General features: G+C 70.9%; 20 protein-coding genes. 4 read left to right on the forward strand and 16 right to left on the reverse strand.

Annotated elements, in window-relative coordinates; all coding sequences use genetic code 11:
• The 7 genes from ACFYY1_RS30485 to ACFYY1_RS30515 form a co-directional block, all read right to left on the reverse strand.
• A partial coding sequence (locus tag ACFYY1_RS30485; protein ID WP_351267810.1) for a flavodoxin-dependent (E)-4-hydroxy-3-methylbut-2-enyl-diphosphate synthase occupies window positions 1-169 on the reverse strand: 169 nt, incomplete at its 3' end.
• A gap of 190 nt (window positions 170-359) precedes the next feature.
• Window positions 360-1,670, reverse strand: coding sequence for a M50 family metallopeptidase (locus ACFYY1_RS30490; RefSeq protein WP_388591315.1), 1,311 nt, complete (start codon window positions 1,668-1,670; stop codon window positions 360-362).
• Window positions 1,667-2,920, reverse strand: coding sequence for a 1-deoxy-D-xylulose-5-phosphate reductoisomerase (gene dxr / locus ACFYY1_RS30495; protein ID WP_388591317.1), 1,254 nt, complete (start codon window positions 2,918-2,920; stop codon window positions 1,667-1,669). The genes ACFYY1_RS30490 and dxr overlap by 4 nt, the downstream gene beginning before the upstream one ends.
• Before the next feature lie 128 nt (window positions 2,921-3,048).
• The gene (locus ACFYY1_RS30500) at window positions 3,049-4,995 is read right to left on the reverse strand and encodes an acyl-CoA dehydrogenase family protein (protein WP_388591319.1); all 1,947 of its coding nucleotides are present in this window, start codon (window positions 4,993-4,995) and stop codon (window positions 3,049-3,051) included.
• A 318-nt stretch (window positions 4,996-5,313) separates the two neighbouring features.
• Window positions 5,314-6,759 carry an aldehyde dehydrogenase family protein gene (locus tag ACFYY1_RS30505; protein ID WP_388591321.1) on the reverse strand — a complete coding sequence of 482 codons (1,446 nt, stop codon included), beginning with the start codon at window positions 6,757-6,759 and terminating at the stop codon, window positions 5,314-5,316.
• A gap of 152 nt (window positions 6,760-6,911) precedes the next feature.
• The gene (locus ACFYY1_RS30510) at window positions 6,912-8,495 is read right to left on the reverse strand and encodes a PucR family transcriptional regulator (protein WP_388591323.1); all 1,584 of its coding nucleotides are present in this window, start codon (window positions 8,493-8,495) and stop codon (window positions 6,912-6,914) included.
• A 131-nt stretch (window positions 8,496-8,626) separates the two neighbouring features.
• Window positions 8,627-11,059, reverse strand: a complete 2,433-nt coding sequence (locus ACFYY1_RS30515; protein ID WP_388591325.1) for an ATP/GTP-binding protein — start codon at window positions 11,057-11,059, stop codon at window positions 8,627-8,629.
• A gap of 243 nt (window positions 11,060-11,302) precedes the next feature.
• Here ACFYY1_RS30515 and gabT point away from each other — a divergent pair, with 243 nt between their 5' ends.
• Window positions 11,303-12,643 (forward strand): 4-aminobutyrate--2-oxoglutarate transaminase, encoded by a 1,341-nt coding sequence (gabT, locus tag ACFYY1_RS30520; protein ID WP_266729396.1) that lies wholly within the window; start codon window positions 11,303-11,305, stop codon window positions 12,641-12,643.
• A 397-nt stretch (window positions 12,644-13,040) separates the two neighbouring features.
• Window positions 13,041-13,592: a phosphatase PAP2 family protein gene (locus tag ACFYY1_RS30525; protein WP_388591327.1), complete on the forward strand. Its 552-nt coding sequence runs from the start codon at window positions 13,041-13,043 to the stop codon at window positions 13,590-13,592.
• Here the strand turns inward: ACFYY1_RS30525 and ACFYY1_RS30530 are convergent.
• The 8 genes from ACFYY1_RS30530 to ACFYY1_RS30565 all read right to left on the reverse strand — a co-directional run bounded on the left by ACFYY1_RS30530 (window position 13,577) and on the right by ACFYY1_RS30565 (window position 23,379).
• The gene (locus ACFYY1_RS30530; protein WP_388591329.1) at window positions 13,577-15,406 is read right to left on the reverse strand and encodes a chitinase; all 1,830 of its coding nucleotides are present in this window, start codon (window positions 15,404-15,406) and stop codon (window positions 13,577-13,579) included. The genes ACFYY1_RS30525 and ACFYY1_RS30530 overlap by 16 nt on opposite strands.
• A gap of 118 nt (window positions 15,407-15,524) precedes the next feature.
• A complete protein-coding gene (locus ACFYY1_RS30535; RefSeq protein WP_388591331.1) occupies window positions 15,525-15,986 on the reverse strand; it encodes a hypothetical protein in 462 nt (153 codons plus the stop codon).
• Window positions 15,987-16,200: 214 nt separating this feature from the next.
• Window positions 16,201-17,616: an NAD(P)/FAD-dependent oxidoreductase gene (locus ACFYY1_RS30540; protein ID WP_388591333.1), complete on the reverse strand. Its 1,416-nt coding sequence runs from the start codon at window positions 17,614-17,616 to the stop codon at window positions 16,201-16,203.
• A gap of 25 nt (window positions 17,617-17,641) precedes the next feature.
• Window positions 17,642-18,442, reverse strand: coding sequence for an ABC transporter permease (locus ACFYY1_RS30545; protein ID WP_266729399.1), 801 nt, complete (start codon window positions 18,440-18,442; stop codon window positions 17,642-17,644).
• Entirely contained in the window at window positions 18,442-19,371 is a 930-nt protein-coding gene (locus ACFYY1_RS30550; RefSeq protein WP_266729400.1) for an ABC transporter permease, read from the reverse strand. The genes ACFYY1_RS30545 and ACFYY1_RS30550 overlap by 1 nt, the downstream gene beginning before the upstream one ends.
• Window positions 19,368-20,516, reverse strand: a complete 1,149-nt coding sequence (locus ACFYY1_RS30555) for an ABC transporter ATP-binding protein (RefSeq protein ID WP_388591336.1) — start codon at window positions 20,514-20,516, stop codon at window positions 19,368-19,370. The genes ACFYY1_RS30550 and ACFYY1_RS30555 overlap by 4 nt, the downstream gene beginning before the upstream one ends.
• A 55-nt stretch (window positions 20,517-20,571) precedes the next feature.
• Entirely contained in the window at window positions 20,572-21,822 is a 1,251-nt protein-coding gene (locus ACFYY1_RS30560) for a PotD/PotF family extracellular solute-binding protein (RefSeq protein ID WP_388591338.1), read from the reverse strand.
• Between the two features lie 42 nt (window positions 21,823-21,864).
• A complete protein-coding gene (locus ACFYY1_RS30565) occupies window positions 21,865-23,379 on the reverse strand; it encodes a gamma-aminobutyraldehyde dehydrogenase (protein ID WP_388591340.1) in 1,515 nt (504 codons plus the stop codon).
• A gap of 216 nt (window positions 23,380-23,595) precedes the next feature.
• On the opposite strand from ACFYY1_RS30565, the gene ACFYY1_RS30570 reads away from it, so the two are divergent.
• Window positions 23,596-24,135, forward strand: coding sequence for an NADAR family protein (locus ACFYY1_RS30570; RefSeq protein ID WP_388591342.1), 540 nt, complete (start codon window positions 23,596-23,598; stop codon window positions 24,133-24,135).
• Window positions 24,136-24,286: 151 nt separating this feature from the next.
• On the opposite strand, the gene ACFYY1_RS30575 is transcribed toward ACFYY1_RS30570, so the two are convergent.
• The gene (locus tag ACFYY1_RS30575; protein ID WP_388591344.1) at window positions 24,287-25,006 is read right to left on the reverse strand and encodes a DUF4190 domain-containing protein; all 720 of its coding nucleotides are present in this window, start codon (window positions 25,004-25,006) and stop codon (window positions 24,287-24,289) included.
• 132 nt (window positions 25,007-25,138) lie between these two features.
• Between ACFYY1_RS30575 and ACFYY1_RS30580 the strand changes: the two genes are divergently transcribed.
• Complete coding sequence (locus ACFYY1_RS30580; RefSeq protein WP_388591346.1) at window positions 25,139-26,173, forward strand: adenosine deaminase; 1,035 nt, start codon at window positions 25,139-25,141, stop codon at window positions 26,171-26,173.
• Window positions 26,174-26,183: the final 10 nt, after the last annotated feature.

Raw genomic sequence — 26,183 nt, forward strand, 5'->3', positions numbered from 1 at the left:
TCTGCTGCAACGTCGCACCGATGTCCGACGTACGCGTCGTCGTCATCGACTGCACCGACACCGGCGCGTCCCCGCCCACCGCAACCGACCCGACCTGGATCTTGCGGCTGACCCTTCGGTCGGCGAGCTTGGTCGGAACGGACGGAATTCCGAGAGAAATCGCAGTCATGCGCTGAGCATCCCCAAGGTGTGGATCAAGGTCCCGAGATCGGCGGGCTCCGGCCTTCGAGGTTACGGCACCGGAGGCGGCCCGAAGCACACCGCGTACGGGAGTGCTACACAAATGCGACGGCCCGGACACACACTGTGTGCCGGGCCGTCACTCGTGGTGTACGAGGCGCTACGAGGTGCTCGGTGGGTCAGGAGATCTTGACCGGATTCACGATGTCGGCGACGAGCACCAGCAGCGTGAAGCAGATGAAGACTCCGGCGACGACATAGGCGACCGGCATCAGCTTGGCCACGTCGAAGGGGCCGGGGTCGGGGCGCCGGAAGACCCGGGCCACGTTGCGGCGCAGGGCCTCCCAGAGCGCTCCGGCGATGTGCCCGCCGTCGAGCGGCAGCAGGGGCAGCATGTTGAAGAGGAACAGCGAGAGGTTGAAGCCCGCCAGCAGGAACAGCATCATCGCGATCTGGTTCGTCGCGGGGACGTCGAGCGTCATCACCTCGCCGCCGATCCTGGCCGCGCCGACGACGCCCACCGGGGAGTCGGCCGCCCGCTCGCCGTCGCTGAAGGCGGCGTCCCACAGGCCGGGGATCTTGGACGGGAGAGCGATGATCGAGTCGACGCCGTTCTCGATCATGTCTCCCATGCGGACGACCGAGTCGCCGAAGGAGAGCGGGACGATCTCGGTCTGGGCGGCGAAGCCGAGGTAGCCGGCCTTCACGTACTCGTCGGCGATCACCTCGCCCTTGGAATCCTTCTTCGCCACCGCGTTCTCCTTGAGCACGGCGTGGAGGGTCTTCTCCTGGCCGTCGCGCTGGACGGTGACGGTTGCGGGGCCGATGGTGTCGCGGATCTTGTCGGAGAGCGTGGCCCAGTCGTCGACCTTCTGCCCGTTGAAGGCGACGATCTTGTCGCCCTTCTTGAGTCCCGCCGCCTGGGCGGGCGAGACCGGGTCGGACTTCTTGCAGGTGTCGCGGTTCTCGCTCTGGGCGATCACGCACTTCTGGACACCGGCCACCTCGGTGGTCTGGGTCTGGAAGCCGAAGGTCATCGCTACGCCGAGGAAGATCGCGACGGCCAGGACCAGGTTCATGAACGGTCCGGCGAACATCACGATGACGCGCTTCCACGGCTTGCGCGTGTAGAACAGGCGCTTCTCGTCGCCCGGTTCGAGTTCCTCGAAGGCGGCCGACCTGGCGTCCTCGATCATGCCGCGCCAGGGCGAGGTGGACCGCGCCTCCAGCCGTCCGTCCTCTCCCGGCGGGAACATGCCGATCATCCGGATGTAGCCGCCGGCCGGGATGGCCTTGATCCCGTACTCGGTGTCGCCCTTCTTCCGCGACCAGATCGTCGGCCCGAAGCCGACCATGTACTGGGGTACGCGGATGCCGAAGAGCTTCGCCGTCGACAGGTGCCCCAACTCGTGCCAGGCGATCGAGAACAGCAGGCCGAAGACGAAGACGGCGATGCCCAGAATCGTCAGCAGGACCGTCGAAATACTCATGCGCGCGCCTCCGCTGTCGCTTTCGCCGAGAGTTCACGGGCCCGGGCGCGTGCCCAGGTCTCCGCTTCCAGGACGTCTGCGACCGTGAGCGAAGTTCCCGTGGCGGGGGTGCCGTGTTCGGCCACCACCGCCGTGACCGTATCCATGATTCCGTTGAAGGGCAGCCGTCCTGCGAGGAATGCGTCGACACATTCCTCGTTGGCGGCGTTGAAGACGGCCGGTGCGGTGGCGCCGATCGTGCCGACGTGCCTGGCCAGGCCCACGGACGGGAAGGCCTCGTCGTCGAGCGGGAAGAACTCCCAGCTGGACGCCTTCGACCAGTCGAAGGCGGGCGCGGCGTCCGGGACACGCCGGGGCCAGCCGAGGCCGATGGCGATCGGGCCGCCCATGTCCGGGGGCGTGGCCTGGGCGAGGGTGGAGCCGTCGGTGAACTCCACCATGGAGTGAACGTACGACTGGGGGTGGACGACGACCTCGATCCGGTCGAACGGGATGTCGTAGAGGAGATGCGCCTCGATGACCTCAAGGCCCTTGTTGACCAGGGTGGCGGAGTTGATCGTGATGACCGGCCCCATGGCCCAGGTCGGGTGGGCGAGGGCCTGCTCGCGGGTGACGTCCGCCAGCTCGCTCCTGGTCCGTCCCCGGAAGGGGCCGCCGGAGGCGGTGACGACGAGCTTGCGTACGTCGGCGCGGGTGCCGGCGCCCAGCGCCTGGAAGAGTGCGGCGTGCTCGGAGTCGACCGGGATGATCTGGCCGGGCTTCGCCAGCGCCTTGACCAGCGGGCCGCCGACGATCAGCGACTCCTTGTTGGCCAGGGCGAGCGTGCGGCCCGCTTCGAGTGCGGCGAGCGTGGGGGCGAGTCCGATCGAGCCGGTGATTCCGTTGAGCACGGTGTGGCAGTCGCTCGCGGCCAGCTGCGCGGCGGCGTCGGGCCCTGCCAGGATCTCGGGGAGCGGCTCGCCCGCCCCGTACTGCTCGCGCAGGGCCTCGCGCAGGGCCGGTACGGCGTCCGGTGCGGCGACGGCCACGGTACGCACCCGCAGCTGCCGCGCCTGCTCAGCGAGGAGGGCGACCCGTCCGCCGGCGGCGGAGAGCGCGGTGACGCGGAAGCGGTCGGGGTTGCGCAGCACCAGGTCGATGGCCTGGGTGCCGATGGATCCGGTGGAGCCGAGGATGACGAGATCCCGGCGGCCTTCCGCTGCGTCGAAGACGAGGTGCGGGTCGGCGAGGGGGGCAGGGCTGTCGCTCATGCCCCCCATTGTTGCCGCATCACCTGTGGGCGTGGACAGTGCGTCCCGGACAGGGGGTGGGCGGAGCGCGTCCGGTGCGTGGAAGCGCCCCGCCCACGGCCGTGATCCGCCGGACGGGCCCTGGTGGTTCAGCGGACGGTCCGGTGGACGTTCTCCCGGGTGGACGGTCCCGGGGTGGCGTCGGCGATCCAGGGGCCGTCGCCGCTCGGGTCGACGACGCCCTCCTCCAGCCAGGTGTACGCCCCGGACAGGACGCCGTCGACCAGGTGCCGGTCCAGGTCGTCGGTGTTGGTCCACAGGCGGGTGAAGAGTTCCTCGACGCGGACGCGGGACTGGTGGCAGAACACGTCGGCGAGCCGGTAGGCCTCGCGTCCGTGGTCGCCCGAGGAGCGCAGCAGTTCGGCGCGGACACAGGCGGCGCTCATCGCGAAGAGTTCCGCGCCGATGTCGACGATCCGGCCGAGGAAGCCCTGCTTGGTCTCCATCCGGCCCTGCCAGCGCGACATGGCGTAGAAGGTGGAGCGCGCCAATTTGCGCGAGGCCCGTTCGACGTAGCGCAGATGGGCGGACAGGTCGGGGTGGCCGGGATGGCTGAACTCGCCGTACGTACGCGGGAGTTGTCCCGGCCCCGTGACGAGCTTGGGCAGCCAGCGGGCGTAGAAGCCGGCCGCGTTGGCACCCGCCTTCGCCTTGGCGGAAAGGGGTTTGTCGGGGTCGATGATGTCTCCGGCGACCTTGAGATGGGCGTCGACGGCCTCACGGGCGATCAACAGGTGCATGATCTCGGTGGAGCCCTCGAAGATCCGGTTGATCCGCAGATCGCGCAGCAGTTGTTCGGCGGGGACGGCCCGCTCGCCGCGGGCGGCGAGGGAGTCGGCGGTCTCGAAGCCGCGGCCGCCCCGGATCTGGACGAGTTCGTCGGCCATCAGGCAGCCCATCTCGGAGCCGTACAGCTTGGCGAGGGCGGCCTCGATGCGGATGTCGTTGCGGTTCTCGTCGGCCATCTGGGAGGAGAGGTCGACCACCGCTTCGAGGGCGAAGGTGGTCGCGGCGATGAAGGAGATCTTGGCGCCGACGGCCTCGTGCCGGGCGACCGGCCTGCCCCACTGCTCACGTACCGCGGACCATTCGCGGGCGATCTTCAGGCACCACTTCCCGGCGCCGACGCACATGGCGGGCAACGAGAGCCGCCCCGTGTTGAGCGTGGTGAGGGCGATCTTGAGCCCGGCGCCCTCGGGGCCGATGCGGTTCGCGGCCGGGACCCGGACCCGGTGGAAGCGGGTGACGCCGTTCTCCAGGCCGCGCAGGCCCATGAAGGCGTTGCGGTTCTCGACGGTGATGCCCGGGGAGTCCGCCTCGACGACGAAGGCCGTGATGCCGCCCTGGTGGCCCTCCGACTTCGGTACCCGGGCCATGACGACGAGCAGGTCGGCGACGACGCCGTTGGTCGTCCAGAGCTTCACCCCGTCCAGGACGTAGTCGGGCCCGTCGGGGACGGCCGAGGTGGCGAGCCGGGCCGGGTCGGAGCCGACGTCCGGTTCGGTGAGCAGGAACGCCGAGATGTCGGTACGGGCCAGCCGGGGCAGGAAGGTGTCCTTCTGCTCCTGGCTGCCGAAGATCTTCAACGGCTGCGGCACACCGATGGACTGGTGGGCGGAGAGCAGCGCGCCGATGGCCGGGCTCACCGAACCGACCAGGGCCAGGGCCTTGTTGTAGTAGACCTGGGTCAGCCCGAGGCCGCCGTACTTGGGGTCGATCTTCATCCCGAGCGCGCCGAGTTCCTTGAGGCCGTTGATCACCTCGTCGGGGATTCTCGCCTCGCGCTCGACGAGGGCACCGTCGATCCTCGTCTCGCAGAACTCGTGCAGCCGGGCGAGGAAGGCCTCGCCCCGCCGGACGTCGTCCGCGGGCGGCAGCGGATGCGGGTGGATCAGGTCGAGCCGGAATCGCCCGAGGAAGAGTTCCTTGGCGAAGCTCGGCTTGTGCCAGTCCTGTTCGCGTGCGGCCTCGGCCACTTGGCGTGCTTCACGCTCGGTGACCCGGGGCGTGTTCTTCGGTGCGGATGGTGCGGACATGAGGAGCTCACCTCGCCGCGGTGTGAGTGGGTGGACGCGGCCGGTCCGGGTGGGGAGATGACCCACCGGCACCAACCGGCTCTACTCGTCCGTATGTACCCGAATACCGACACGTCCACCATCCCCCGGACGCCGATCGGGTCGGGAGCCACTCCACTGACCCGCCTGCGGTGGCGGAAGCGGCGGACACGCCGGGAGCGCGGAGACGGCCCGAGCCCCCGCACAGTGGGCTCGGGCCGTCTCGCTGTCGCCTGCTGTCGTGCTGTCCAGGCGGAACACAGGCGACTTCGGGTGGATCTCTTCGATCCTGTTCGCGGACTACAGGGCGAGGCCGGTGAGGACCAGCACGCGCTCGTAGGTGTAGTCGTCCATGGCGTAGCGGACGCCCTCGCGGCCGATGCCGGACTGCTTGACGCCGCCGTACGGCATCTGGTCGGCGCGGTAGGAGGGGACGTCGCCGATGATCACGCCGCCGACCTCAAGGGCGCGGTGGGCGCGGAAGGCGGTCTGCAGGTCGTGGGTGAACACGCCTGCCTGCAGGCCGTACTTGGAGGAGTTGACGGCCTCGAACGCCTCGGCCTCACCGTCCACCTTCTGCACGGTCAGCACCGGTCCGAAGACCTCCTCGCAGGCGAGGGTGACGCCGTCCGGGAGCTCGGCGAGCACGGTCGGCGCGTAGGTGGCGCCGTCCCGCTTGCCGCCGGCGAGCAGCTGGGCGCCGGCCTGGACGGCCTCGTCGACCCAGGACTCGACGCGCTTGGCGGCGTCCTCGCTGACCAGCGGGCCGACATCGGTGGTGGCGTCCGAGGGGTCGCCGGTGACCTGGGCCTCGACGGCCGCGACGATCCTCGGGAGCAGCCGGTCGTAGACGGCGGCATCCGCGATGACGCGCTGCACCGAGATGCAGGACTGGCCGCCCTGGTAGTTGGAGAAGGTCGCGATCCGGGTCGCGGCCCAGTCCAGGTCCTGGTCCGAGGCGTAGTCGCCGAGGACGACCGCGGCGGCGTTGCCGCCGAGCTCCAGGGTGACGTGCTTGCGGGGAGCCGACTCCAGGATCGAGTAGCCGACCGGGCCGGACCCGGTGAAGGAGATGACCGGCAGGCGCTCGTCCTGGACCAGGGCGGGCATCCGGTCGTTGGGGACGGTCAGCACGGACCAGGAACCGGCCGGCAGGTCGGTCTCGGCCAGCAGCTCGCCCAGGATCAGCGAGGAGATCGGTGTGGCCGGGGCGGGCTTCAGGATGATCGGCGCGCCGACGGCGATGGCCGGGGCCACCTTGTGGGCGCTCAGGTTCAGCGGGAAGTTGAAGGGTGCGATGCCGAGGACCGTGCCGCGCGGGAAGCGGCGGGTCAGGCCGAGCCGGCCGGTACCGCCGGCGTCGGTGTCCAGGCGCTGGGCGTCGCCGCCGTTGAAGCGGCGGGCCTCCTCCGCGGCGAACCGGAACACGGAGACGGCGCGGCCGACCTCGCCGCGGGCCCACTTGATGGGCTTGCCGTTCTCGGCGGAGATCAGCTGGGCGATCTCCTCGGTGCGCTCCACCAGACGGCGTACGACGTGGTCGAGGGCGGCGGCCCGGACGTGGGCCGGGGTCGCGGCGAACTCCTCGCGCACGGCGTGCGCGGCCGCGACGGCCTCCTCGATCTGGGCGTCGGTCGGCACGCTGACCGTGCCGACGAGACGGCCGTCGTAGGAGTTGGTGACGTCGAAGCTGTCCTCGCCGGTGGCCTGGCGGCCGGCGAGCCAGAAGGCGTGGGTGGAAGTCATGGAGGTTCCGGCCCTTCGGAGCGGTGGGGGTGTCTTGCCCCCCACCGTAGAGCCGGACGGCCGCCGTGGCGTTTGTCCGGGGTGGAGCAGTGCGCGGCGGGGACACGCCGGATTGTCGGATGCGATCGGAACGCGCGGTTCCGGTTCGGCGGTTACGCCTCCGGCACCGACGGGGAGCTCGTCGCCTTGAGCGCCAGCCACAGCTCCATCCGGACGTCCGGGTCGTCCAGCGAGCGGCCCAGGATCTCCTCGACCCGGCGCATCCGGTAGCGCAGGGTGTGGCGGTGCACACCCAGGTCCGCCGCGGCGGCGTCCCACTGGCCGTGGTGGGCGAGCCAGGCCCGCAGCGAGGCGACGAGGTCGCCGCGGCCCTTGGCGTCGTGCTCGCGCAGGGACCGGAGCATCCCGTCGGCGAAGGCCCGCACCGCGTCGTCCGCGAGCAGCGGGAGCACCGAACCCGCCGCAAGCTCCTCGTGCTCGACCAGTGCCCTGCCCCGGCGGCGGGCCACCGACAGGGCCTGCTCGGCCTGCTTGTACGCGGCGGAGACGGCGATCGGGCCCGCCGGCGCGGAGAGGCCCACGACCACCTGGTCCTCCTCAGCCTTGGCCCCTTCGGCGGGCGCCCGCGCCTCCTGGGCCTCCGCGTACGCCGTGCAGGCGGCGACCGCCGCTCCGCCGTCCGCGGCCAGCACGACGAGCCGGTCGCCCTCGCCCTCGGGGACGGTCAGCAGGGTCTCGCCGGTCCGCAGCGCCGCCGCCTCCATCGCCTCGCCGAGCGCCACCGGGGTGGCCGGGTCGGACGCCTCCGCGATGAGCAGCCGGAACGGGGCGTCGAGCAGCCCCCCGTACAGGTCGCCGGCGACGGCCCTGGCGTGGTCCGGCTGGCCGGCCAGCAGCATCCGCAGCACCGCCGCGCCGAGGCGCTGTTCGGCGCCCTGGAGGGACCGGGAGCGTGCGGTGGTCAGGGTGAGCAGGGCGACGGCGGAGTGCACCGCGTACCGCTCGGCGGTGCCGAGTGCCGCGCCGGTGCCGACGGCGAGCGCTCCCCTGACCCGGCGGCCGGTGCCCAGGGACTGGAGCTCGACCCGGTCGTCGGTGTCGCCCACCACGATGCTGGCCGGGGCGGGGCGGTCCCGCAGCCGTTCCACGTCGGGGGTGAGCCGGGCGGCGCGGCGGGCGGCCCACTCGGGGGCGGCGGCGACGACCTGGCCGGCGGCGTCGTACAGCGCGGCCCAGCCGTCGAGGTGGGCGGCGAGCCGGGTGAGGAGTTCGCCGGGCCCGTCGCCCGCGAGGGCGGCCCGGGTCAGCTCCCGCTGGACCTCGAACCCGGCGGTCACGGCCCGGTACTGCTCCTCGGCGATCGCGGAGGAGACGGCCTTGGCGATGGCGATGAACGGGGTGCGGCGGGGCACTTCGAGGAGCGGCAGCCCCGCTTCCTCGGCCGCGTCCATGAGCGCCTTCGGCACCTCGTCGTAGTTGACGCCGACGGCGAAGCCCAGGCCGACGACCCCGGCCCCGACCAGCCGCCGCACGTAGCGCCGCATCGCCTCGGGGTTCTCGGCGTCGAGGTTGGTGGCGGTGACGAGCAGGAACTCGCCGCCCTCCATGTACGGCACGGGGTCGGTCAGCTCGCTGGCGTGCGCCCAGCGCACGGGCGCGTCGAGCCGGTCCGCCCCCGCGCGCACGGTGAGTTTGAGCGCCGAATGCTGGACGAGCGAGGCGAGAGTGAGGGGCATGGGGACCGCGGGACCTCGGGGAGTCGATTTTCGCCGTCCCGTACGAACGGCTGCTCCCAATTCTGCCAGAGCGGCAGGGTCCGGCATGACCACGACCAGTGGCGCGGGGTACCGGGCGCACCCCGCACCGCTCAGCCGTTCAGATCCACCAGCAGCGGGGGCGCGTGTTCGCCGTCGACCGCCGTCAGGGAGAGGACCGCGTGACCGGCGGGCAGCTCGTAGGCCAGCGCGGAGGCGGACCAGCGTTCGCGCTCCACCTGCCGCACGGTGACCGCGTCGACGGTGACCGCCTTGCCGGTGGCGAGCTTGCGCAGCGCGTGCATGGCGCGGGTGAACGGCTGGTCGGCGAAGACCCCGTGCTGGGCGACCTCGCGGACGGAGACCCACTCCTTGCCCCAGGCCTCCGAGAACCGCTTCCCGTCCCAGGTGGTGACGCCCGGGAAGATCATGCCGCATCCCACCGCGCCCAGCAGCGCCGAGTGCAGCCCCTCGGGGACGTCGTCGAGGGTGCGCAGCGCCAGTACGGCACCGGCGTTCACCGACCTGAGCCGCCTGATCCCCGCGACGGTCCCGGCGGTGACCGTGTGCGTCGCGTCGTCCAGCACCAGGCAGGTGAAGACCGAACGGTCGGGGCGGGCCGCGGCGATCGCGTCGAACTGTGCGAGGACGAGGCGGGTCAGCACCCGGCAGGCCCCGGCGTGGGCGCGTTCCGGCAGGTCGATCCGGACCCTGAGCGGATGCTGTCCCAGCGAGCGGAGCGAGAAGGGCCGCGCCTCCTGACCGGTGGCGAAGAATCCGGCGAACGCGGGCCGGTCGAGGAGGGCGACGCGATCGGCCAGTACCGCCGCCGGGTCGCCCGCGCTGCCGGTCTGCCGGACCCGGGCGTCCAGCTCTCGGAGCATCGCCGAGTGGCCGCCCGCCTCCAGGGCGTCCCGCAGCTCGCCGACGGCCGACTCGTCCCCGGCCAGCAGCTCCCGCAGCGCCGGTACCGTCGGGAAGCAGCCGTGGACCACCCGGTAGGGGCCGAGCAGCTGGCCGAGGGCCAGGGCCGCGCGCCGTCCGTCCAGGTCCGGCACGTCCCCGGCGAGGCCCTCCGCGAGGGTGGCCGCGGCCTCGTCCGGGTCGGCCGACCCGCCGTACAGGTCGAAGTCGTGGACGGACGAGGGGTCACCGATCTTCACCACGACGTCGTACGCGTCGTCGGGACCGAGGGCCGCGCCCGCGGCGCCCACCGCGAGCACCGCCGCCCCGCCCGTCAGGGCCTGGAGGGCCAGCGCCTCGACGACCGGACGCACCAGCCGCGCCGTCTTGCCGGCGCCGGGCGGGCCGACCGCCAGCAGCGACGTGCCGAGGAGAGCGGGGTCCAGGGCCATGCCCGAACCCCTGCGCGCGTACGGGTTGCGTTCGTCGTCCGCGCAGTTGCCGATGCGGACCTGGCCGGCCAGCAGATCGTGACGCGCGGTCCGCAGGGGAAGGTCCCGGCTCCCCGAGGGGTGCAGGAAGGCGTCGGCCCCCCGGCGCACGACCGCCTCGTCGAACGACGCCGGGCCGTCGTGCCGGGTCCGCGCCCGCTCCCAGGCACGGTTCACGCGTACGCAGTCCACGTCGTTCAGGCGCCCGGCCCGGACGGCCGCGGTGAGCACCTCCGCCGCCTCCGCGCGTCCCGCGGCGCGCAGCTTCGGCCAGGCCGCCTCGTCCGTCCCGGCCACGGGCGGCGGGTTTCCCGCGCCCTGGGGACGAGGGGCCGCGCGCCGTGCCCGGAGCTCGCGGAGAGCGGCGGGCCATTGCCCGGCCCGGCCGATCGGCAGCACGACGACGGCGATGGCCACCGCGTAGGAGCCGTAGGCGGCCAGGGTGGCCAGCAGCTGGTCCCCGCTGAACAGCCAGCCCCTCGTCCAGTAGAAGAGGACGTCCAGCAGCGGCACCTTCTGGGTCCAGATCAGCCACAGGGCCAGCAGCGCGCCGAAGCCCGAGAGGGCCAGCCGGGCACGCTCCGGCCGGGGGCCGGCCCAGTACCGGAAGAGCCCCGCCCAGTGGCCGACGCGGGCGGCCCACAACCCTGCGAGCAGCACCAGCAGCTGGTAGTAGAGCGTCTCGATGCTGTACGCGGCGGCCGGTACGGAGCCGGCCCGCAGCGTGTCGAAGACCCACCAGCTCCCCGGCGTGACCGCCTCCAGGGGCACCTTCACGTACGGGATCCGGAAGTCCGCCAGCAGCGCCCAGATCACCAGCCAGAGCGCCAGGGCGATCAGTGGGCCGAGCAGGGAGGGGCGCGGCGGCCCCTCGGCGGGGCGCGGCACATGTCCGTAACGCCAGACACCGGGCCCGGCGGCGGGGCGGACGGCGTTCAGCCATTCGGCGGTGGACGGCCCGGCCCCGGGAAGACCGGCGGGCACCGGGGGAACCGCGGGCGGCCCGCTCCGGGGGGCACCGACGGGCATCGGCGGGGCGGTGGGCGGCGGCCCGGCCGGGCGCGGCACCGAAGGACGGGGCACATCGGGCCGGCCGCCCTCCCCCTCGGTACCGCTCGTGCCCCGCGCACCGCGCGCGTCGTCGCTCTTCATGAACCGTTGCCCCCTGACCGGCCGGGTCCGTCCGTCTGCCCCGGTCAATCTAGTGCGCCCACAGGGCGAGTTCAGCAAGGCTCCCGCACCGGGGCGCACCGTTTCCCGGCCCGCCGCACCCCCTCGCTATGTCCGCCACGGACAACGGCGCGCGACCACCACTCCCGAACGGAACATGCCGTACCCCCGGCCTCGCCCATAGCCTGGCCGGGAAGCGTCCGAAACATCCCCCAGGAGCCCCTCATGACCGAAATCCCGCAGGAGCGCCGCGTCGTCACTGCCATTCCCGGCCCGAAGTCGGTGGAGCTGCAGGCCCGCCGTCTGGAGACGGTTGCCGCAGGTGTGGGCTCCACCCTGCCGGTGTTCACCGCCCGCGCCGGTGGCGGGATCATCGAGGACGTGGACGGCAACCGTCTGATCGACCTCGGTTCCGGTATCGCCGTGACGTCGGTCGGCGCCTCCGCCGAGGCCGTCGTGCGCCGCGCCTCCGCGCAGCTCGCCGACTTCACCCACACCTGTTTCATGGTCACGCCGTACGAGGGGTACGTCGAGGTCTGTGAGCAGCTCGCCGAGCTGACGCCGGGCGACCACCCGAAGAAGTCCGCGCTGTTCAACTCGGGCGCCGAGGCCGTCGAGAACGCGGTGAAGATCGCCCGCATCCACACCAAGCGCACCGCGGTCGTCGTCTTCGACCACGGCTACCACGGCCGCACCAACCTCACGATGGCGCTGACCGCCAAGAACATGCCGTACAAGCAGGGCTTCGGCCCGTTCGCGCCCGAGGTCTACCGGGTGCCGGTGGCGTACGGCTACCGCTGGCCGACCGGTGCCGAGAACGCCGGTGCCGAGGCGTCCGCCCAGGCCATCGACCAGATCAACAAGCAGATCGGCGCGGAGAACGTCGCCGCGATCATCATCGAGCCGGTGCTCGGCGAGGGCGGCTTCATCGAGCCGGCCAAGGGCTTCCTCCCGGCGATCGCCCAGTTCGCCAAGGACAACGGCATCGTCTTCGTCGCCGACGAGATCCAGTCCGGCTTCTGCCGCACCGGCCAGTGGTTCGCGTGCGAGGACGAGGGCATCGTCCCGGACCTGATCACCACCGCCAAGGGCATCGCGGGCGGTCTGCCGCTCTCCGCCGTGACCGGCCGCGCCGAGATCATGGACTCCGCCCACTCCGGCGGCCTCGGCGGCACCTACGGCGGCAACCCGGTCGCCTGCGCGGGTGCGCTCGGCGCCATCGAGACGATGCGCGAGCTGGACCTGAACGGGAAGGCCAAGCGCATCGAGGAGGTCATGAAGGGCCGCCTCGCCGAGATGCAGTCGAAGCTCGACAACGGCGACATCATCGGTGACATCCGCGGTCGCGGCGCGATGATCGCGATCGAGCTGGTGAAGTCCGGCACGAAGGACCCGAACCCGGAGGCCGCCGCGAAGCTCGCCAAGGCCTGCCACGCGGAGGGCGTCCTGGTCCTCACCTGCGGCACGTACGGCAACGTCCTGCGCTTCCTCCCGCCGCTGGTGATCGGCGAGGACCTGCTGAACGAGGCGCTCGACGTCATCGAGCAGGCTTTCGGCCGGATCTGACCTGTGCGAGCCCCGACGGCCCCGGAACGCGTTCCGGCAGGGGTTGCGAGGGGCCCGCGTGTGGGCCTGTGAAGAACGTGTGGGGGGCCGATGGCGGGATCTGTTTCCCGCTGTCGGTCCCCCGTCGGCTGCCGTACGGTTTCTGCAGATGAGAGAAACACCCCGCCCGCAGGGGACTGCGGGCGATGCCGGGCCGGAGCTTCCCCAGCGCCGTCCTGGCCGTGCCTTCGGGCGCACCGCTGGAGCCTCCGGCTCCGGAACTCCTCACCGATCGGATGGCCGCTCGCCCCAAACCCCCCGGGGCGTGCGGCAAACCGGTCCGACCGGCCGCCCCGGAACCACCCCCCCTGTTCCCGGGCGGCCGGCAGTTTTCCTCCTCCTGGCACCGCTCCTCCTGGTGCTCTTCGCGCTCACCGCCTGGCAGATCGTGGCCGACGGCCCGCTGCGCGCACTGGACGAGCGGGCCGGCCGGGCCGTCGTCGGGCACGGCCCCGCCCCGCTGGCCGAATTCCTCGCCGACCTGGGCAATACCCAGATCGCGCTCCCGGTGCTGGGCTGTGCGATCGTCCTCGCTCTGGTGCGCGGTGCGCGCCGTGCCCCGCTGTACGCGGCGCTCGCCATGGGCGCGGTGCCCGCACTCGTCGTGCCGCTGAAGGCGTGGATCGCCCGTCCGGGGCCGCTGACGGACGCCACCGGCTACTTCCCGTCCGGTCACGCGGCGACGGCCCTGGTGGCGTACGGGGCGGCGGCGCTGCTGGTCGCGCCGTACGTGAGGCGGGCGTGGGCATGGATGATGCCCGTCGCCGCTGTCCTGGTGACCACGGCGACGGGCATCGGTCTGGTGCTGCGCGGCTACCACTGGCCGCTGGATGTGCTGGGCAGCTGGTTCCTGTTCGGGGCGGTGCTGCTGCCGCTACGGCATGTCCGTGGCCCTCAGCTGCCGAAGTAGGCGTCGAAGTTCTTCGAGAACTCCCCGTTGTTGAACCGGTCCCAGTTGATCGACCACGTCATCAGTCCGCGCAGCGCGGGCCATGTCCCGTGAGTGGCGTAGGAGCCGCAGTCGGTCTTCTTCGTCAGGCAGTTCAGCGCCTTGGTGACCTCGGCGGGCGAGGTGTGGCCGTTGCCCGCCTGGGTGGAGGCGGGCAGGCCGATGGCGACCTGGTCGGGGCGGAGCGCCGGGAAGACCTTGGTCTGGTCGCCCGCCACCGGGAAGCCGGTGAGCAGCATGTCGGTCATGGCGATGTGGAAGTCCGCGCCGCCCATCGAGTGGTACTGGTTGTCCAGGCCCATGATGGAGCCCGAGTTGTAGTCCTGGACGTGCAGCAGGGTCAGGTCGTCGCGCAGCGCGTGGATGACCGGGAGGTAGGCGCCGGCCCGGGGGTCCTGGCCGCCCCAGGGGCCCGAGCCGTAGTACTGGTAGCCGAGCTGGACGAAGAAGGTCTCGGGGGCCATGGTCAGGACGAACGTGGCGCCGTACTTGGCCTTGAGGGACTTCACCGCGGAGATCAGGTTGACCACGACCGGGGTGGTGGGGTTGCGGAAGTCGTTGTCCCCGGTGTTCAGCGAGAGCGAGTGGCCCTCGAAGTCGATGTCGAGGCCGTCCAGACCGTACTCGTCGATGATCTTGCTGACCGAGGAGACGAAGGTGTCGCGGGCGGCGGTGGTGGCGAGCTGCACCTGGCCGTTCTGGCCGCCGATGGAGATCAGCACCTTCTTGCCCGCGGCCTGCTTGGCCTTGATGGCCGCCTTGAACTCGGCCTCGGACTCGACGTTCGGGCACTCGGTGACCGGGCAGAGCGAGAAGCGGATGTCGCCCGAGGTGACCGAGGTCGGTTCGCCGAAGGCCAGGTCGATGACGTCCCAGGAGTCGGGCACGTCCGCCATCCGCGTGTAGCCGGAGCCGTTGGCGAAGCTGGAGTGCAGATAGCCGACGAGCGCGTGGGCGGGCAGGCCGCCTCCCCCGCCCCCTCCGCCGCCGCCCGCCGTGGTGGTGGCGGAGACGGCCGCGGACTGGGCGGACTCCCCGGCGGAGTTGGTCGCGGCGACCTGGAAGCTGTACGCGGTCGACGCGGCGAGCCCGGTCACGGTGGCGGAGGTGCCGGTGACCGAGAGGACCTTCGTGCCGCCCCGGTAGACGTTGTAGCCGGTGGCCCCGGAGGACCCGGTCCACGAGAGGTCGACGGATGAGGCGGTGGCCGTGCCGGCCTTGAGTCCGGTGGGGGCGGCCGGGAGCTCGGCCGGGGCGCCGCCCGGACCGACGAGGGTGAGGTCGTCGGCGTAGTAGGCGGGGGTGCCGAACCAGCCGTGGGTGTAGACGGTCACCTTGGTGGTGGACGGGCCGGTCCTGAACGTGGTGGTGAGCTGCTTCCAGTCGGCGGAGGACTGGGTCCAGGTGGAGACGTCGGTGGTGCCGGTGCCGTCCGCGCCGAGGTAGACGTAGGAGCCCTGCACCCAGGCGCTCAGCGTGTAGGTGGAGTCCGGCTGGACCGCCACCTGCTGGGAGCACTTGGCGTTGTCGGCGCCGGCCGGGGTCGCCTTCAGCGCCGAAGTGCCGCTGTGGGCAGGTTTGCTGACGGTGGCTCCGCTGCCGCCGGTGCAGGTCCAGCCGTCCAGGCCGGACTCGAAGCCGCCGTTGCGCGCCTGGTCGGTGTCGACAGCGGCGGCGGGCGGAGCGATGACGGTCAGGCCGCCGGCGGCGAGCAGGGCCGCCGCGAAGGCGGCCACGGCTCCGGTAAATCGGGCGGGGGGTCCCGTGCGTTCCACAACGGCCTCCGTGCATGGGGGAATTGAGTGCGGCCGCCACAACATGGTCCAGACCAATCAGGTTGTCAAGACCTCTGACGGTCCGGGCCCGCTTCTCTCTCCCCCCGCCCGGCCGCCGTCAGTTCCTGCCCCTCTCGGCCTGCGCGGCCGCCGCCTCGTGCATCGCGAGCTCCAGAAGTGTCGCGTCGGTGAGGGTTCCCGAGCCGTCGGGCGGGATCAGCCAGCGCACCTCGCCGTCGGCCGCCCGGCCCGGATGGGGCACGACGATCCAGGTGCCCTGCCCCACGCCCCGTACGCCGGTGCCGACCCAGCGGGCGGCGGTGCCCGGCGCCACGAAGAAACCCATGCGGGCGTCGCCGAAGTCGCAGAGGACGGGTCCGGGCCTGTCGATGAGGCGGGTCAGTACGTCGAGGGTGGGATGGCCCAGCGCCCCCGGAAGAATCAGCACGTCCCAGCGCCGGCCGGCGGGAAGGAGCGCGATCCCTCGGGGACTGCGCTCCCATTCCCACCGGCAGGCAGCCGGATCCGGCGCCACCGATGCCAGCCATTCGACCGCTGCCTTGACGCCCGCGCCAGCCATGACCTGTCTCCATTCCCGTGTGCACCGGCCGTACGGTGGCGGTGCTTCACACGGGAGAGAGGGGCGAGGCCGATCGATTACGCGGGTTCGGGCAACGAATTCACGACAAGCGGGCAGGTCACACCCCGGGGGGTGTGACCTGCCCGTCGTACTCCGCTTTCGTACTCAGTCGTGCTCGGTTCTCGTACTCAGTTCTCGCACTCGGCTTTCCTGCTCAGCTGTCGAAGCCGAGCCCCAGCCGGTCCATCGTGCGCAGCCAGAGATTGCGGTGCCCGCCGTTGCTGTCCGCCCTGGCCAGGGACCGCTTGGTGAGCTCGATCCCGGCCCAGGCGAAGGGCTCCGGCGGGAACGGCATCGGCTTGCTGCGGACCATTTCCAGCGCGGTCCGTTCATTCTGTTCGCCCGCCAGCAGATCGAGCATCACATCGGCCCCGAAACGGGTGGCGCCGACGCCGAGTCCGGTGAATCCGGCGGCATAGGCGACCCGGCCCTGATGGGCCGTGCCGAAGAACGCGGAAAAGCGCGAACAGGTGTCGATCGCCCCGCCCCAGGCATGGCTGAAACGCACCCCCGCCAATTGCGGGAAACAATCGAAGAACTGGCCCGCGAGCTTGAGGAAGGTCTCCGGACGCTGATCGAGATCGGCGCTCAGCCGGCCGCCGTACGGATAGATCGCGTCATAGCCGCCCCACAGGATCCGGTTGTCGGACGACAGCCGGAAATAGTGGAACTGATTGGCGCTGTCACCCAGCCCCTGCCGGTTCTTCCAGCCGATGGAGGCGAGCTGGTCCGCCGTGAGCGGCTCGGTCATCAGCGCGTAGTCGTAGACCGGCACGGTGTAGGGGCGCACCCGCTTGACCAGCGACGGGAAGATGTTCGTACCGAGTGCCACCCGGCGCGCGAAGACCCTTCCGTACGGGGTGCGGACCGCCATTCCCGTGGTCGACCTGGCCAGTTCGAGGCCCCGGGTGTGCTCGTACACCCGCACGCCCAGGTCGGTGCAGGCCCGCTTCAGGCCCCAGGCCAGCTTGGCGGGGTTCAGCATGGCGACGCCCCTGCGGTCCCAGAGGCCACCGAGGAACGTCGGTGAGTCGACCTGGGCACGCACCGCGTCCTGGTCCAGGAATTCCGACCCGGTGAAGCCGAGCTTCTCGGCCTCCTGGTGCCATTCCCGGAGCTCTTCGAGCTGGTGCGGTTCGGTGGCCACATCGATCTCGCCGGTGCGCTCGAATTCGCAGTCGATCGCGTAACGGGCGACGGCGGCCTCGATGGCGTCGAGGTTGCGTTCCCCGAGCTCCTCCAGCTTGTGGATCTCCTCGGGCCAGCGCTCCAGCCCGTTGGGCAGGCCGTGGGTGAGGGAGGCTGCACAGAATCCGCCGTTGCGACCCGAGGCGGCCCAGCCCACCTCGTGCCCCTCGATCAGTACGACGTCCCGTTCCGGGTCGCGCTCCTTGGCGATCAGCGCGGTCCACAGTCCGCTGTAGCCGCCGCCGACGACGAGCAGGTCGCAGTGCTCGTCACCGGTGAGCGCGGGCAGTGCGTCGGGCTTGCCGGGGTCGTCCAGCCAGAACGAGACGGGCTTCGCGTCCGAGAGCGATTGTGCAGCAGTACGCATGGCAACTGGGGCCATGGTTTCCAACTCCTTCAGGGCTTTTCTATCGTGCGCTGTTCTTGCGCCGGTTCGCGATGAGCTGGCCGACGACAACCACCATCACGGCAATGATGAACATCGCCGTTCCGATGACGTTGATCTGCACGGGCGTGCCGCGCTGTGCCGATCCCCAGACGAACATGGGGAAGGTCACGGTGGAGCCCGCGTTGAAATTGGTGATGATGAAATCGTCGAAGGAGAGCGCGAAGGCGAGCAGCGCTCCCGCGGCGATTCCGGGGGCGGCGATCGGCAGCGTCACCCGCAGGAAGGTCTGCACGGGGCCGGCGTAGAGATCGCGGGCCGCTTCCTCCAGCCTCGGGTCCATCGACATCACGCGCGCCTTGACGGCCGTCACGACGAAGCTCAGGCAGAACATGATGTGCGCGATGAGGACCGTCCAGAAGCCCAGCTGCGCACCCATGTTGAGGAAGAGGGTGAGCAGCGAGGCGGCCATGACGACCTCGGGCATCGCCATCGGCAGGAAGATCAGCGAGTTGATCGCGCCGCGCGCCCGGAAGCGGTAGCGGACCAGCGCGAAGGAGATCATCGTGCCGAGGACGGTCGCGCCGACGGTGGCCCAGACGGCGATCTGGAGGGACAGCGAGAGCGAGCCGCACATGTCGGCGACGCCGCAGGGGTCCTTCCAGGCGTCGAGCGAGAAGCGCTGCCAGGAGTAGTTGAAGCGCCCGTTCGGCTTGTTGAACGAGAACACCATGACGACGATGTTCGGAAGGATCATGTACGCGAGGGTCAGCAGACCCGCGATGACGATCAGGTTCCGGCGTATCCAGCGCAGTACGGGCATCAGACCAGGTCCTCCGTCCCGGAGCGGCGGATGTAGACGGTGACCATGATCAGGACGACCGCCATGAGGATGAAGGAGAGCGCGGCGGCCGTCGGGTAGTCCAGGACCCGCAGGAACTGGGTCTGGATGACGCTGCCGACCATCTTCGTGTCGGTGGAGCCCAGCAGTTCCGCGTTGACGTAGTCACCGCTGGCCGGGATGAAGGTGAGCAGTGTTCCGGAGACGACACCCGGCATGGAGAGCGGGAAGGTCACCTTGCGGAAGGTGGTGGCGGGGGTGGCGTACAGGTCGCCGGCCGCCTCGTGCAGCCTGCCGTCGATCCGCTCCAGCGAGGTGTAGAGCGGCAGGATCATGAACGGCAGGAAGTTGTACGTGAGGCCGCAGACCACGGCCATCGGGGTGGCCAGCACCCGGTTGGACTCGGTCCAGCCGAGCCAGCTGGTGACGTCCAGGACGTGCAGGGTGTTCAGTACGTCGACGACCGCGCCGCCGTCCGCGAGGATCGTCTTCCAGGCGAGCGTGCGGATCAGGAAGCTGGTGAAGAACGGCGCGATGACCAGCACCAGGACGACGTTGCGCCAGCGGCCCGCCTTGAACGCGATGAGGTAGGCGAGCGGGTAGCCGAGCAGCAGGCACAGGATGGTGGCGGTGCCTGCGTACAGCAGGGACCTGACGAACTGTGGGTAGTAGTCGGTCAGCGCGTCCCAGTAGGTCTGGAAGTGCCAGGTGACCTCGAATCCCTTCTCCAGGGATCCGGTCTGCACGGAGGTCGACGCCTGGTAGACGAGCGGCAGCGCGAAGAAGACCAGCAGCCACAGGATGCCGGGGAGCAGCAGCCAGTACGGGACGAGGCGCTTGCGGGTGGACGGCTTGCGCAGCACGAGCTCCGCCGTGACGGGCGCCGGTGGCGCCTCCTTGGTGACGGTCACGCCGCGTCCTCCACCGTCTCCACGCCGGCGTCGATGTCCTGGGCTGCGTCCAGTCCGAAGGTGTGCGCGGGGTTCCAGTGCAGGACGACCTCGGCCCCGGCGGTGAGACGCGCGTCGCGCTCGATGTTCTGCTCATAGACCTGGAGCGCCGTGCCCGCCGGGCTCTCCACCACGTACTGGGTGGAGACCCCGATGAAGCTGGAGTCGACGATGCGGCCGGTGACCCGGTTGCGGCCGTCGGCGATCGCGTCCGCGTCGTCGGCGTGCGCGAGCGAGATCTTCTCCGGGCGGATGCCGAGGAGCAGCCTGCCGCCGTTCGTGGTGGGGGCCGAACACCGGTCGGCGGGCAGCCGGAGCTTCCCGCCGCCCGCCGACACCACGATGTCGGTGCCCGCGGAGACGGTCTCGCCCTCGATGAGGTTGGAGGTGCCGAGGAAGTTGGCGACGAAGGTCGTCCTCGGGTTCTCGTACAGGTCGGCGGGCGCGCCGAGCTGCTCGACGCGGCCCCCGTTCATCACCGCGACGGTGTCGGCCATGGTCATGGCCTCCTCCTGGTCGTGGGTGACATGGATGAAGGTGATGCCGACCTCGGTCTGGATGCGCTTGAGTTCCAGCTGCATCTGGCGGCGCAGCTTGAGGTCGAGGGCACCGAGCGGCTCGTCGAGCAGGAGCACCTGCGGGTGGTTGATCAGGGCGCGGGCGACGGCGACGCGCTGCTGCTGGCCGCCGGAGAGCTGGTGCGGCTTGCGCTTGGCGAAGTCGCCGAGCTGGACGAGCTCCAGCATCTCGTCGACCTGCTTCTTCACCGACTTGATGCCGCGCCGGCGCAGGCCGAAGGCGACATTCTCCGTGATGTCGAGGTGCGGGAAGAGCGCGTAGCTCTGGAAGACCGTGTTGACGGGCCGTTTGTACGGGGGAAGCCCGGTGATGTCCCGGCCGCCGAGCGAGACCGTGCCGGTGGTCGCCTCCTCCAGGCCCGCGATCATCCGCAGGGTGGTGGTCTTGCCGCAGCCGGACGCGCCGAGCAGCGCGAAGAAGGAGCCCTGCGGGACGGTGAGATCGAGCGGCTTGACGGCTTCGAAGGAGCCGTACGTCTTGCTGATCCCGGTGAGGCGGACGTCGCCGCCGGTCTGCTGCTGTGTCATGGATCGCGGTCCCAGTGGTGTCAGAGGGAGATCAGGAGGGGGTGCGGAGCGGCGGTCAGGCGCCGATGAGCTTGGCGAACTTCTCTTCGTACGCCGTCTCTTCCTTGCTGGTCAGAGAGCGGAAGGCGTGCGACCGGGACGCCATCTCCTTGTCCGGGAGGATCAGGACGTTGTCGGCCATCGCCCGGTCGATCCTCGCCAGTTCGTCGCGGACCCCGTCGACCGGGCAGACGAAGTTGATGTACGCGGCGAGTTTCGCGGCGACCGGCGGCTCGTAGTAGTAGTCGATGAGCTTCTCGGCGTTGGTCTTGTGCCGGGCCTGCACCGGGACCAGCAGGTTGTCGCTGGATATGACGTAACCCGCGGTGGGTATCGCGTACTTGATGTCCGGGTTCCCGGCCTGGAGCTGTATGACGTCGCCGGCCCATCCGACGCAGGCGGCGATGTCGCCCTTGTCGAGGTCGGCGGTGTAGTCGTTGCCGGTGAAGCGGCGGATCTGGTTCTTGTCCACGCCCTTCTGGAGGCGGCCGATCGCTGCGTCGTAGTCGGCGTCGGTGAACTTGCCGGGGTCCTTGCCCATGTCGAGCAGGGTCATGCCGATGGTGTCGCGCATCTCCGAGAGGAAGCTGACCCGGCCCTTGAGCTTCGGGTCGTCCAGCAGCTGGCTGACGGAGTCGACCTTGCGGCCGCCGGTCGCCTTGGAGTTGTAGGCGATGACGGTGGGGATGCCCGCCCAGGGGTAGGAGTGGGCACGGCCCGGGTCCCAGTCCGGGGAGCGGAACTGGGCCGAGAGGTTGGCGTAGGCGTGCGGCAGGTTCGACGCGTCGAGCCGCTGCGCCCAGCCGAGCCGGACGATGCGGGCGGCCAGCCAGTCGGTGACGCAGATGAGGTCGCGGCCGGTGTCCTGGCCGGCCGCGAGCTGCGGCTTGATCTTGCCGAAGAACTCGACGTTGTCGTTGATGTCCTCGGTGTACTTGACCTTGATCCCGGTGCGCTCGGTGAACGCCTCCAGGGTGGGCCGGTGCTTGCCGTCGTCGGTGACGTCCATGTACTCGGTCCAGTTGGAGAAGTTGATCTGCTTCTCCTCGGCCGAGTGGTCGTCGGACGCCGCGGCGGCGTCCCCCTCCCGCTTGGCGGGCGGGATGCCGCACGCGCTCAGCGTGCCCAGCCCGCCGATCGCCAGCGCCCCCAGACCGGAGGCGCGGATCAGTGATCGGCGGGTCAGAGCGCCCCGGCCGTTGGTGAGGCTGCGTCGCATCGCGGCGATCTGTGCCGCGGAGAGGCGCTCGGGCTCGTACTGCTCCATGCGCGTTGCCCTTCCGGGTGTGTGTGGCCGGGGTCGGCCGGCTTATCGGTCCCCGAAGATCGTGCGGTGCCAGTCCTTGCGGGCGACCGCGGTGTTGTCGTACATGACGTGCTTGACCTGCGTGTACTCCTCGAAGGAGTACGAGGACATGTCCTTGCCGAAGCCACTGGCCTTGTATCCGCCGTGCGGCATCTCGCTGATGATCGGGATGTGGTCGTTGACCCAGACGCAGCCCGCCTTGATCTCGCGGGTGGCGCGGTTGGCGCGGTACAGGTCGCGGCTCCAGGCGGAGGCGGCGAGTCCGTACGGGGTGTCGTTGGCGAGGCGGATGCCCTCGTCGTCGCTGTCGAAGGGCAGTACGACCAGGACCGGGCCGAAGATCTCCGACTGGACGATCTCGCTGTCCTGGGCGGCACCCGCGACCAGCGTCGGCCGGTAGTAGGCGCCGGCCGCCAGTTCGCCGCCGGGGGCCTCGCCGCCGGTGACGACGGTGGCGTACGCGCGGGCCCGCTCGACGAATCCGGCGACCCGGTCGCGCTGGGCGTGGCTGATCAGCGGGCCGAGGTCGGTCGACGGGTCGAAGGGGTCGCCGAGCCGGACGGTCTCCATGAGCTCGGCGACGCCCTGCACGAAGGCGTCGTACAGCGGGCGCTGGACGTAGGCGCGGGTGGCGGCGGTGCAGTCCTGGCCGGTGTTGATGAGCGCTCCGGCGACCGCGCCGTTGACCGCGGCTTCGAGGTCGGCGTCGTCGAAGACCACGAAGGGGGCCTTGCCGCCGAGTTCGAGGTGGAGGCGCTTGACGGTGGAGGTGGCGATCTCCGCGACCCGCTTGCCGACGGCGGTGGAGCCGGTGAAGGAGGTCATCACGACGTCCGGGTGACCGACGAGGTGCTCGCCGGCGTCCTTGCCCGCGCCGGTGACGATGTTGATCACGCCGTCGGGGATCCCCGCCTCACTGGCCGCCTGGGCGAACATCAGCGAGGTCAGCGGGGTGATCTCGGCCGGCTTCAGCACGATCGTGTTGCCCGCGGCGATGGCCGGGAGGACCTTCCAGGCGGCCATCTGGAGCGGGTAGTTCCAGGGGGCGATGGAGCCGACGACGCCGATCGCCTCGCGGCGTACGTACGAGGTGTGGTCGCCGTCGTACTCGGCGGCCGACTTGCCCTCCAGGTGGCGGGCGGCCCCGGCGAAGAAGGAGGTGTTGTCGACGGTGCCGGGCACGTCGAACTCGGTGGAGAGCTTGATCGGCTTGCCGCACTGGAGGGACTCCACGTACGCGAAGTCGTCGGCCTGCTCGGCGAGGACGGCGGCGAAGCGGTGCATCGCCTCGGCCCGCTCGGCGGGCGTCGCGCCCGACCAGCCGGGGAACGCCTCGCGCGCGGCCGCCACCGCGGCGTCCACGTCGGCGGTGCCCGCCAGCTCGTAGCGGTAGACGGTCTCGCCCGTCGCCGGGTTCACCACGTCGTGGTGACGTCCCGATGTTCCGGACCGCAGCTTTCCGCCGATGTACTGTGCGCCGTCCGCGAAGCGGTCCCGCACCTGGATGCCGTTGCCCATGACGATCTCCTCCGCCGCGTGCCCCGGAATGCGGGGGCGGCGTAGCCTCTGCTCGATTTGAGTGCCGATCCTGGCAGAGGGGAACTACCCCAACAAGTGATTCCGTTGTTGCCTTTTGGTTACGCGACGGAATCTGTCGACCATGTGTCGCGTCGGCGCGGAATTCCCCGTACGGAGTGTCAGTGGCGAATGCCAGAATCGCATGTCATGGAACACATGGACGATCTCCTCACGCGGGCCGCGCGCGGTGAGAAGGTGAAGTACCTGCACTTCTGGGGGCACCGCCCCCGGCCCGACGGCCGGATCGGTGCGAGCTGCCTCAGTCAGTGGTGGCCGTCGCGCTTCACGGTCGACGGTGTGACCTACGCGTCGGCCGAGCACTGGATGATGGCCGGCAAGGCCCGGCTGTTCGGCGATGCGGAGTCGGAAGCCGCGGCGGTGGCGGCGAAGAGCCCGGCGGTGGCGAAGAAGGTGGGCCGGCTGGTCCGCGGATTCGACGACACGGTGTGGCAGCGCGAGCGGTACGGACTGGTGGTGGCCGGCAGCGTGCACAAGTTCGGCGGCGATCCGGAGCTGCGGGAGTTCCTGCTGAACACCGGGGACCGGGTGCTGGTCGAGGCGAGCCCGATGGACCGGATCTGGGGCATCGGGCTGGCGGCGGACGACCCGCGGGCGGCTGATCCGGCGAGCTGGCGGGGACTGAATCTGCTGGGGTTCGCGCTGATGGACGCGCGGGCGAAGCTGCGCGCGTCATGAGGCGCACCGCGCGGTGAAGGGCGCCTCGTCATGAGGCGCACCGCGTCATGAAGCGCACCGCGTCATGAGGCGGCACGGCAGCCCGGCGGCCGGAAGCCCGATGGCCCGGCTGCGGGAGCCGGGCCATCGGGAGCGGGACTGACGACCGGCCCTAGCGGGTGGCCTCAAGAACGAGCGACGTGGAGTACGGGTCGTCGTTGTAGGTGCTGTCGTCCAGATCGTCACCGTGGGCGACGAGCACCCAGACGAAGAAGCTGATGATCGCGACGCCGAAGACGATGCCGATGGCCCCCATGATGATCCCGGCGAGTGCCTGACCGCTGTTGGTCGCCTCACCGCGCTGCGCCCGCTTGCGGCCGAGGATGCCGAAGATCAGGGCCAGTGCGCCCAGGACCAGGCTGGGTATCCCGTACATGCAGAACAAGCAGATGGCCAGGATGCCGAGCACCATGGCCGCGGTACCCATGCCGTTGGAGGGCGGCGGACCGCCCCAGGGTGCCTGGTTGTACCCGGGGTACCCCGGGTAGCCGCCGTACTGCGGGACGGGCGGTGCGGCCGGGTAGCCGTACTGGCCCGCGACCGGCTGGCCCGGTCCGTTCGGTCCGACCGGCGGCGGCGGAACCTCACCGGGAGCGGGGCCGAAGCCGGGCACCGGCCCGGTCTGCGTCGGCGAACCGAATCCCGGCGGTGTCGCATCGGCCGGTGCGGGGCCGTCCCCGGCGCCCGGCATCGAGGCGACCGTGGGCTGGTTGTGCACAGCGGGCGGGCGGGGATCGCCGGCCGGCTTCTCCAGCGGCACCTTGCTGTCCGGCGGAGCCCACGGATCGCGCGGCGCGGCCCCACCCTCTGGCTGCTCTGTGTTGTCTGACATGGGCCTCCCCCATCGTGGTCCCGTCATGCTACGGCCCCGCCGAGCACCGATGGGCCCGGCCTACGATGATCCCCGTCCCTGCCCGGCCGACCGTGCCCGGCACCCGAACCGTTCGACGCCCCGGAGAGTCCGATGACCGATCTGCACCCCTTCATCGCGGGGCTGCCCAAGGCCGAGCTGCATGTCCACCACGTCGGGTCCGCCTCTCCGCGCATCGTCGCCGAGCTGGCCGCGCACCACCCCGACTCCAAGGTCCCCACCGACCCGGAGGCGCTCGCCGACTACTTCACCTTCACGGACTTCAGGCACTTCATCGAGGTGTACCTCTCCGTCGTGGACCTGATCCGCACCCCTCAGGACGTCCGCCTGCTGACCTTCGAGGTCGCCCGCGACATGGCGCGGCAGAACATCCGTTACGCGGAACTCACGGTGACCCCGTTCTCCTCGACCCGGCGCGGCATCCCGGAGCAGGCGTTCATGGAGGCGATAGAGGACGCCCGCAAGGCCGCCGAGGCCGAGCTGGGTGTCGTGCTGCGCTGGTGCTTCGACATTCCCGGCGAGGCCGGGCTCGAATCGGCCGAGGAGACCGCCCGGCTCGCCGTGGACCTGCGGCCCGAGGGTCTGGTCTCGTTCGGTCTCGGCGGTCCCGAGATCGGTGTGGAGCGCCCGCAGTTCAAGCCCTACTTCGACCGGGCGATCGCCGCGGGCCTGCACTCGGTGCCGCACGCCGGGGAGACCACCGGCCCGCAGACCATCTGGGACGCCCTGACCCACCTGCGCGCCGAGCGCATCGGCCACGGCACCAGCTCCGTCCAGGACCCGAAGCTGCTGGCCCATCTCGCCGAGCACCGGATCCCGCTGGAGGTCTGCCCGACCTCGAACATCGCGACCCGCGCGGTGGCGGACATCGAGCAGCACCCGGTCCGGGAGATGGTGGACGCGGGCGTCCTGGTCACCATCAACAGCGACGACCCGCCGATGTTCGGCACCGACCTCAACAACGAGTACGCGGTGGCCGCCCGCCTGCTCGGCCTGGACGAGCGGGGTCTCGCTTCGCTGGCGAAGAACGCCGTCGAGGCGTCGTACCTCGACGCGGCCGGCAAGCGGAGGCTGGCCGCCGAGATCGACACGTACACGGCCAACTGGCTGGAGCGCGCGGGCCGGTGACCCCGGTGGC

It is taken from the genome of Streptomyces sp. NPDC001890 (assembly GCF_042891445.1).
GTDB lineage: Bacteria > Actinomycetota > Actinomycetes > Streptomycetales > Streptomycetaceae > Streptomyces.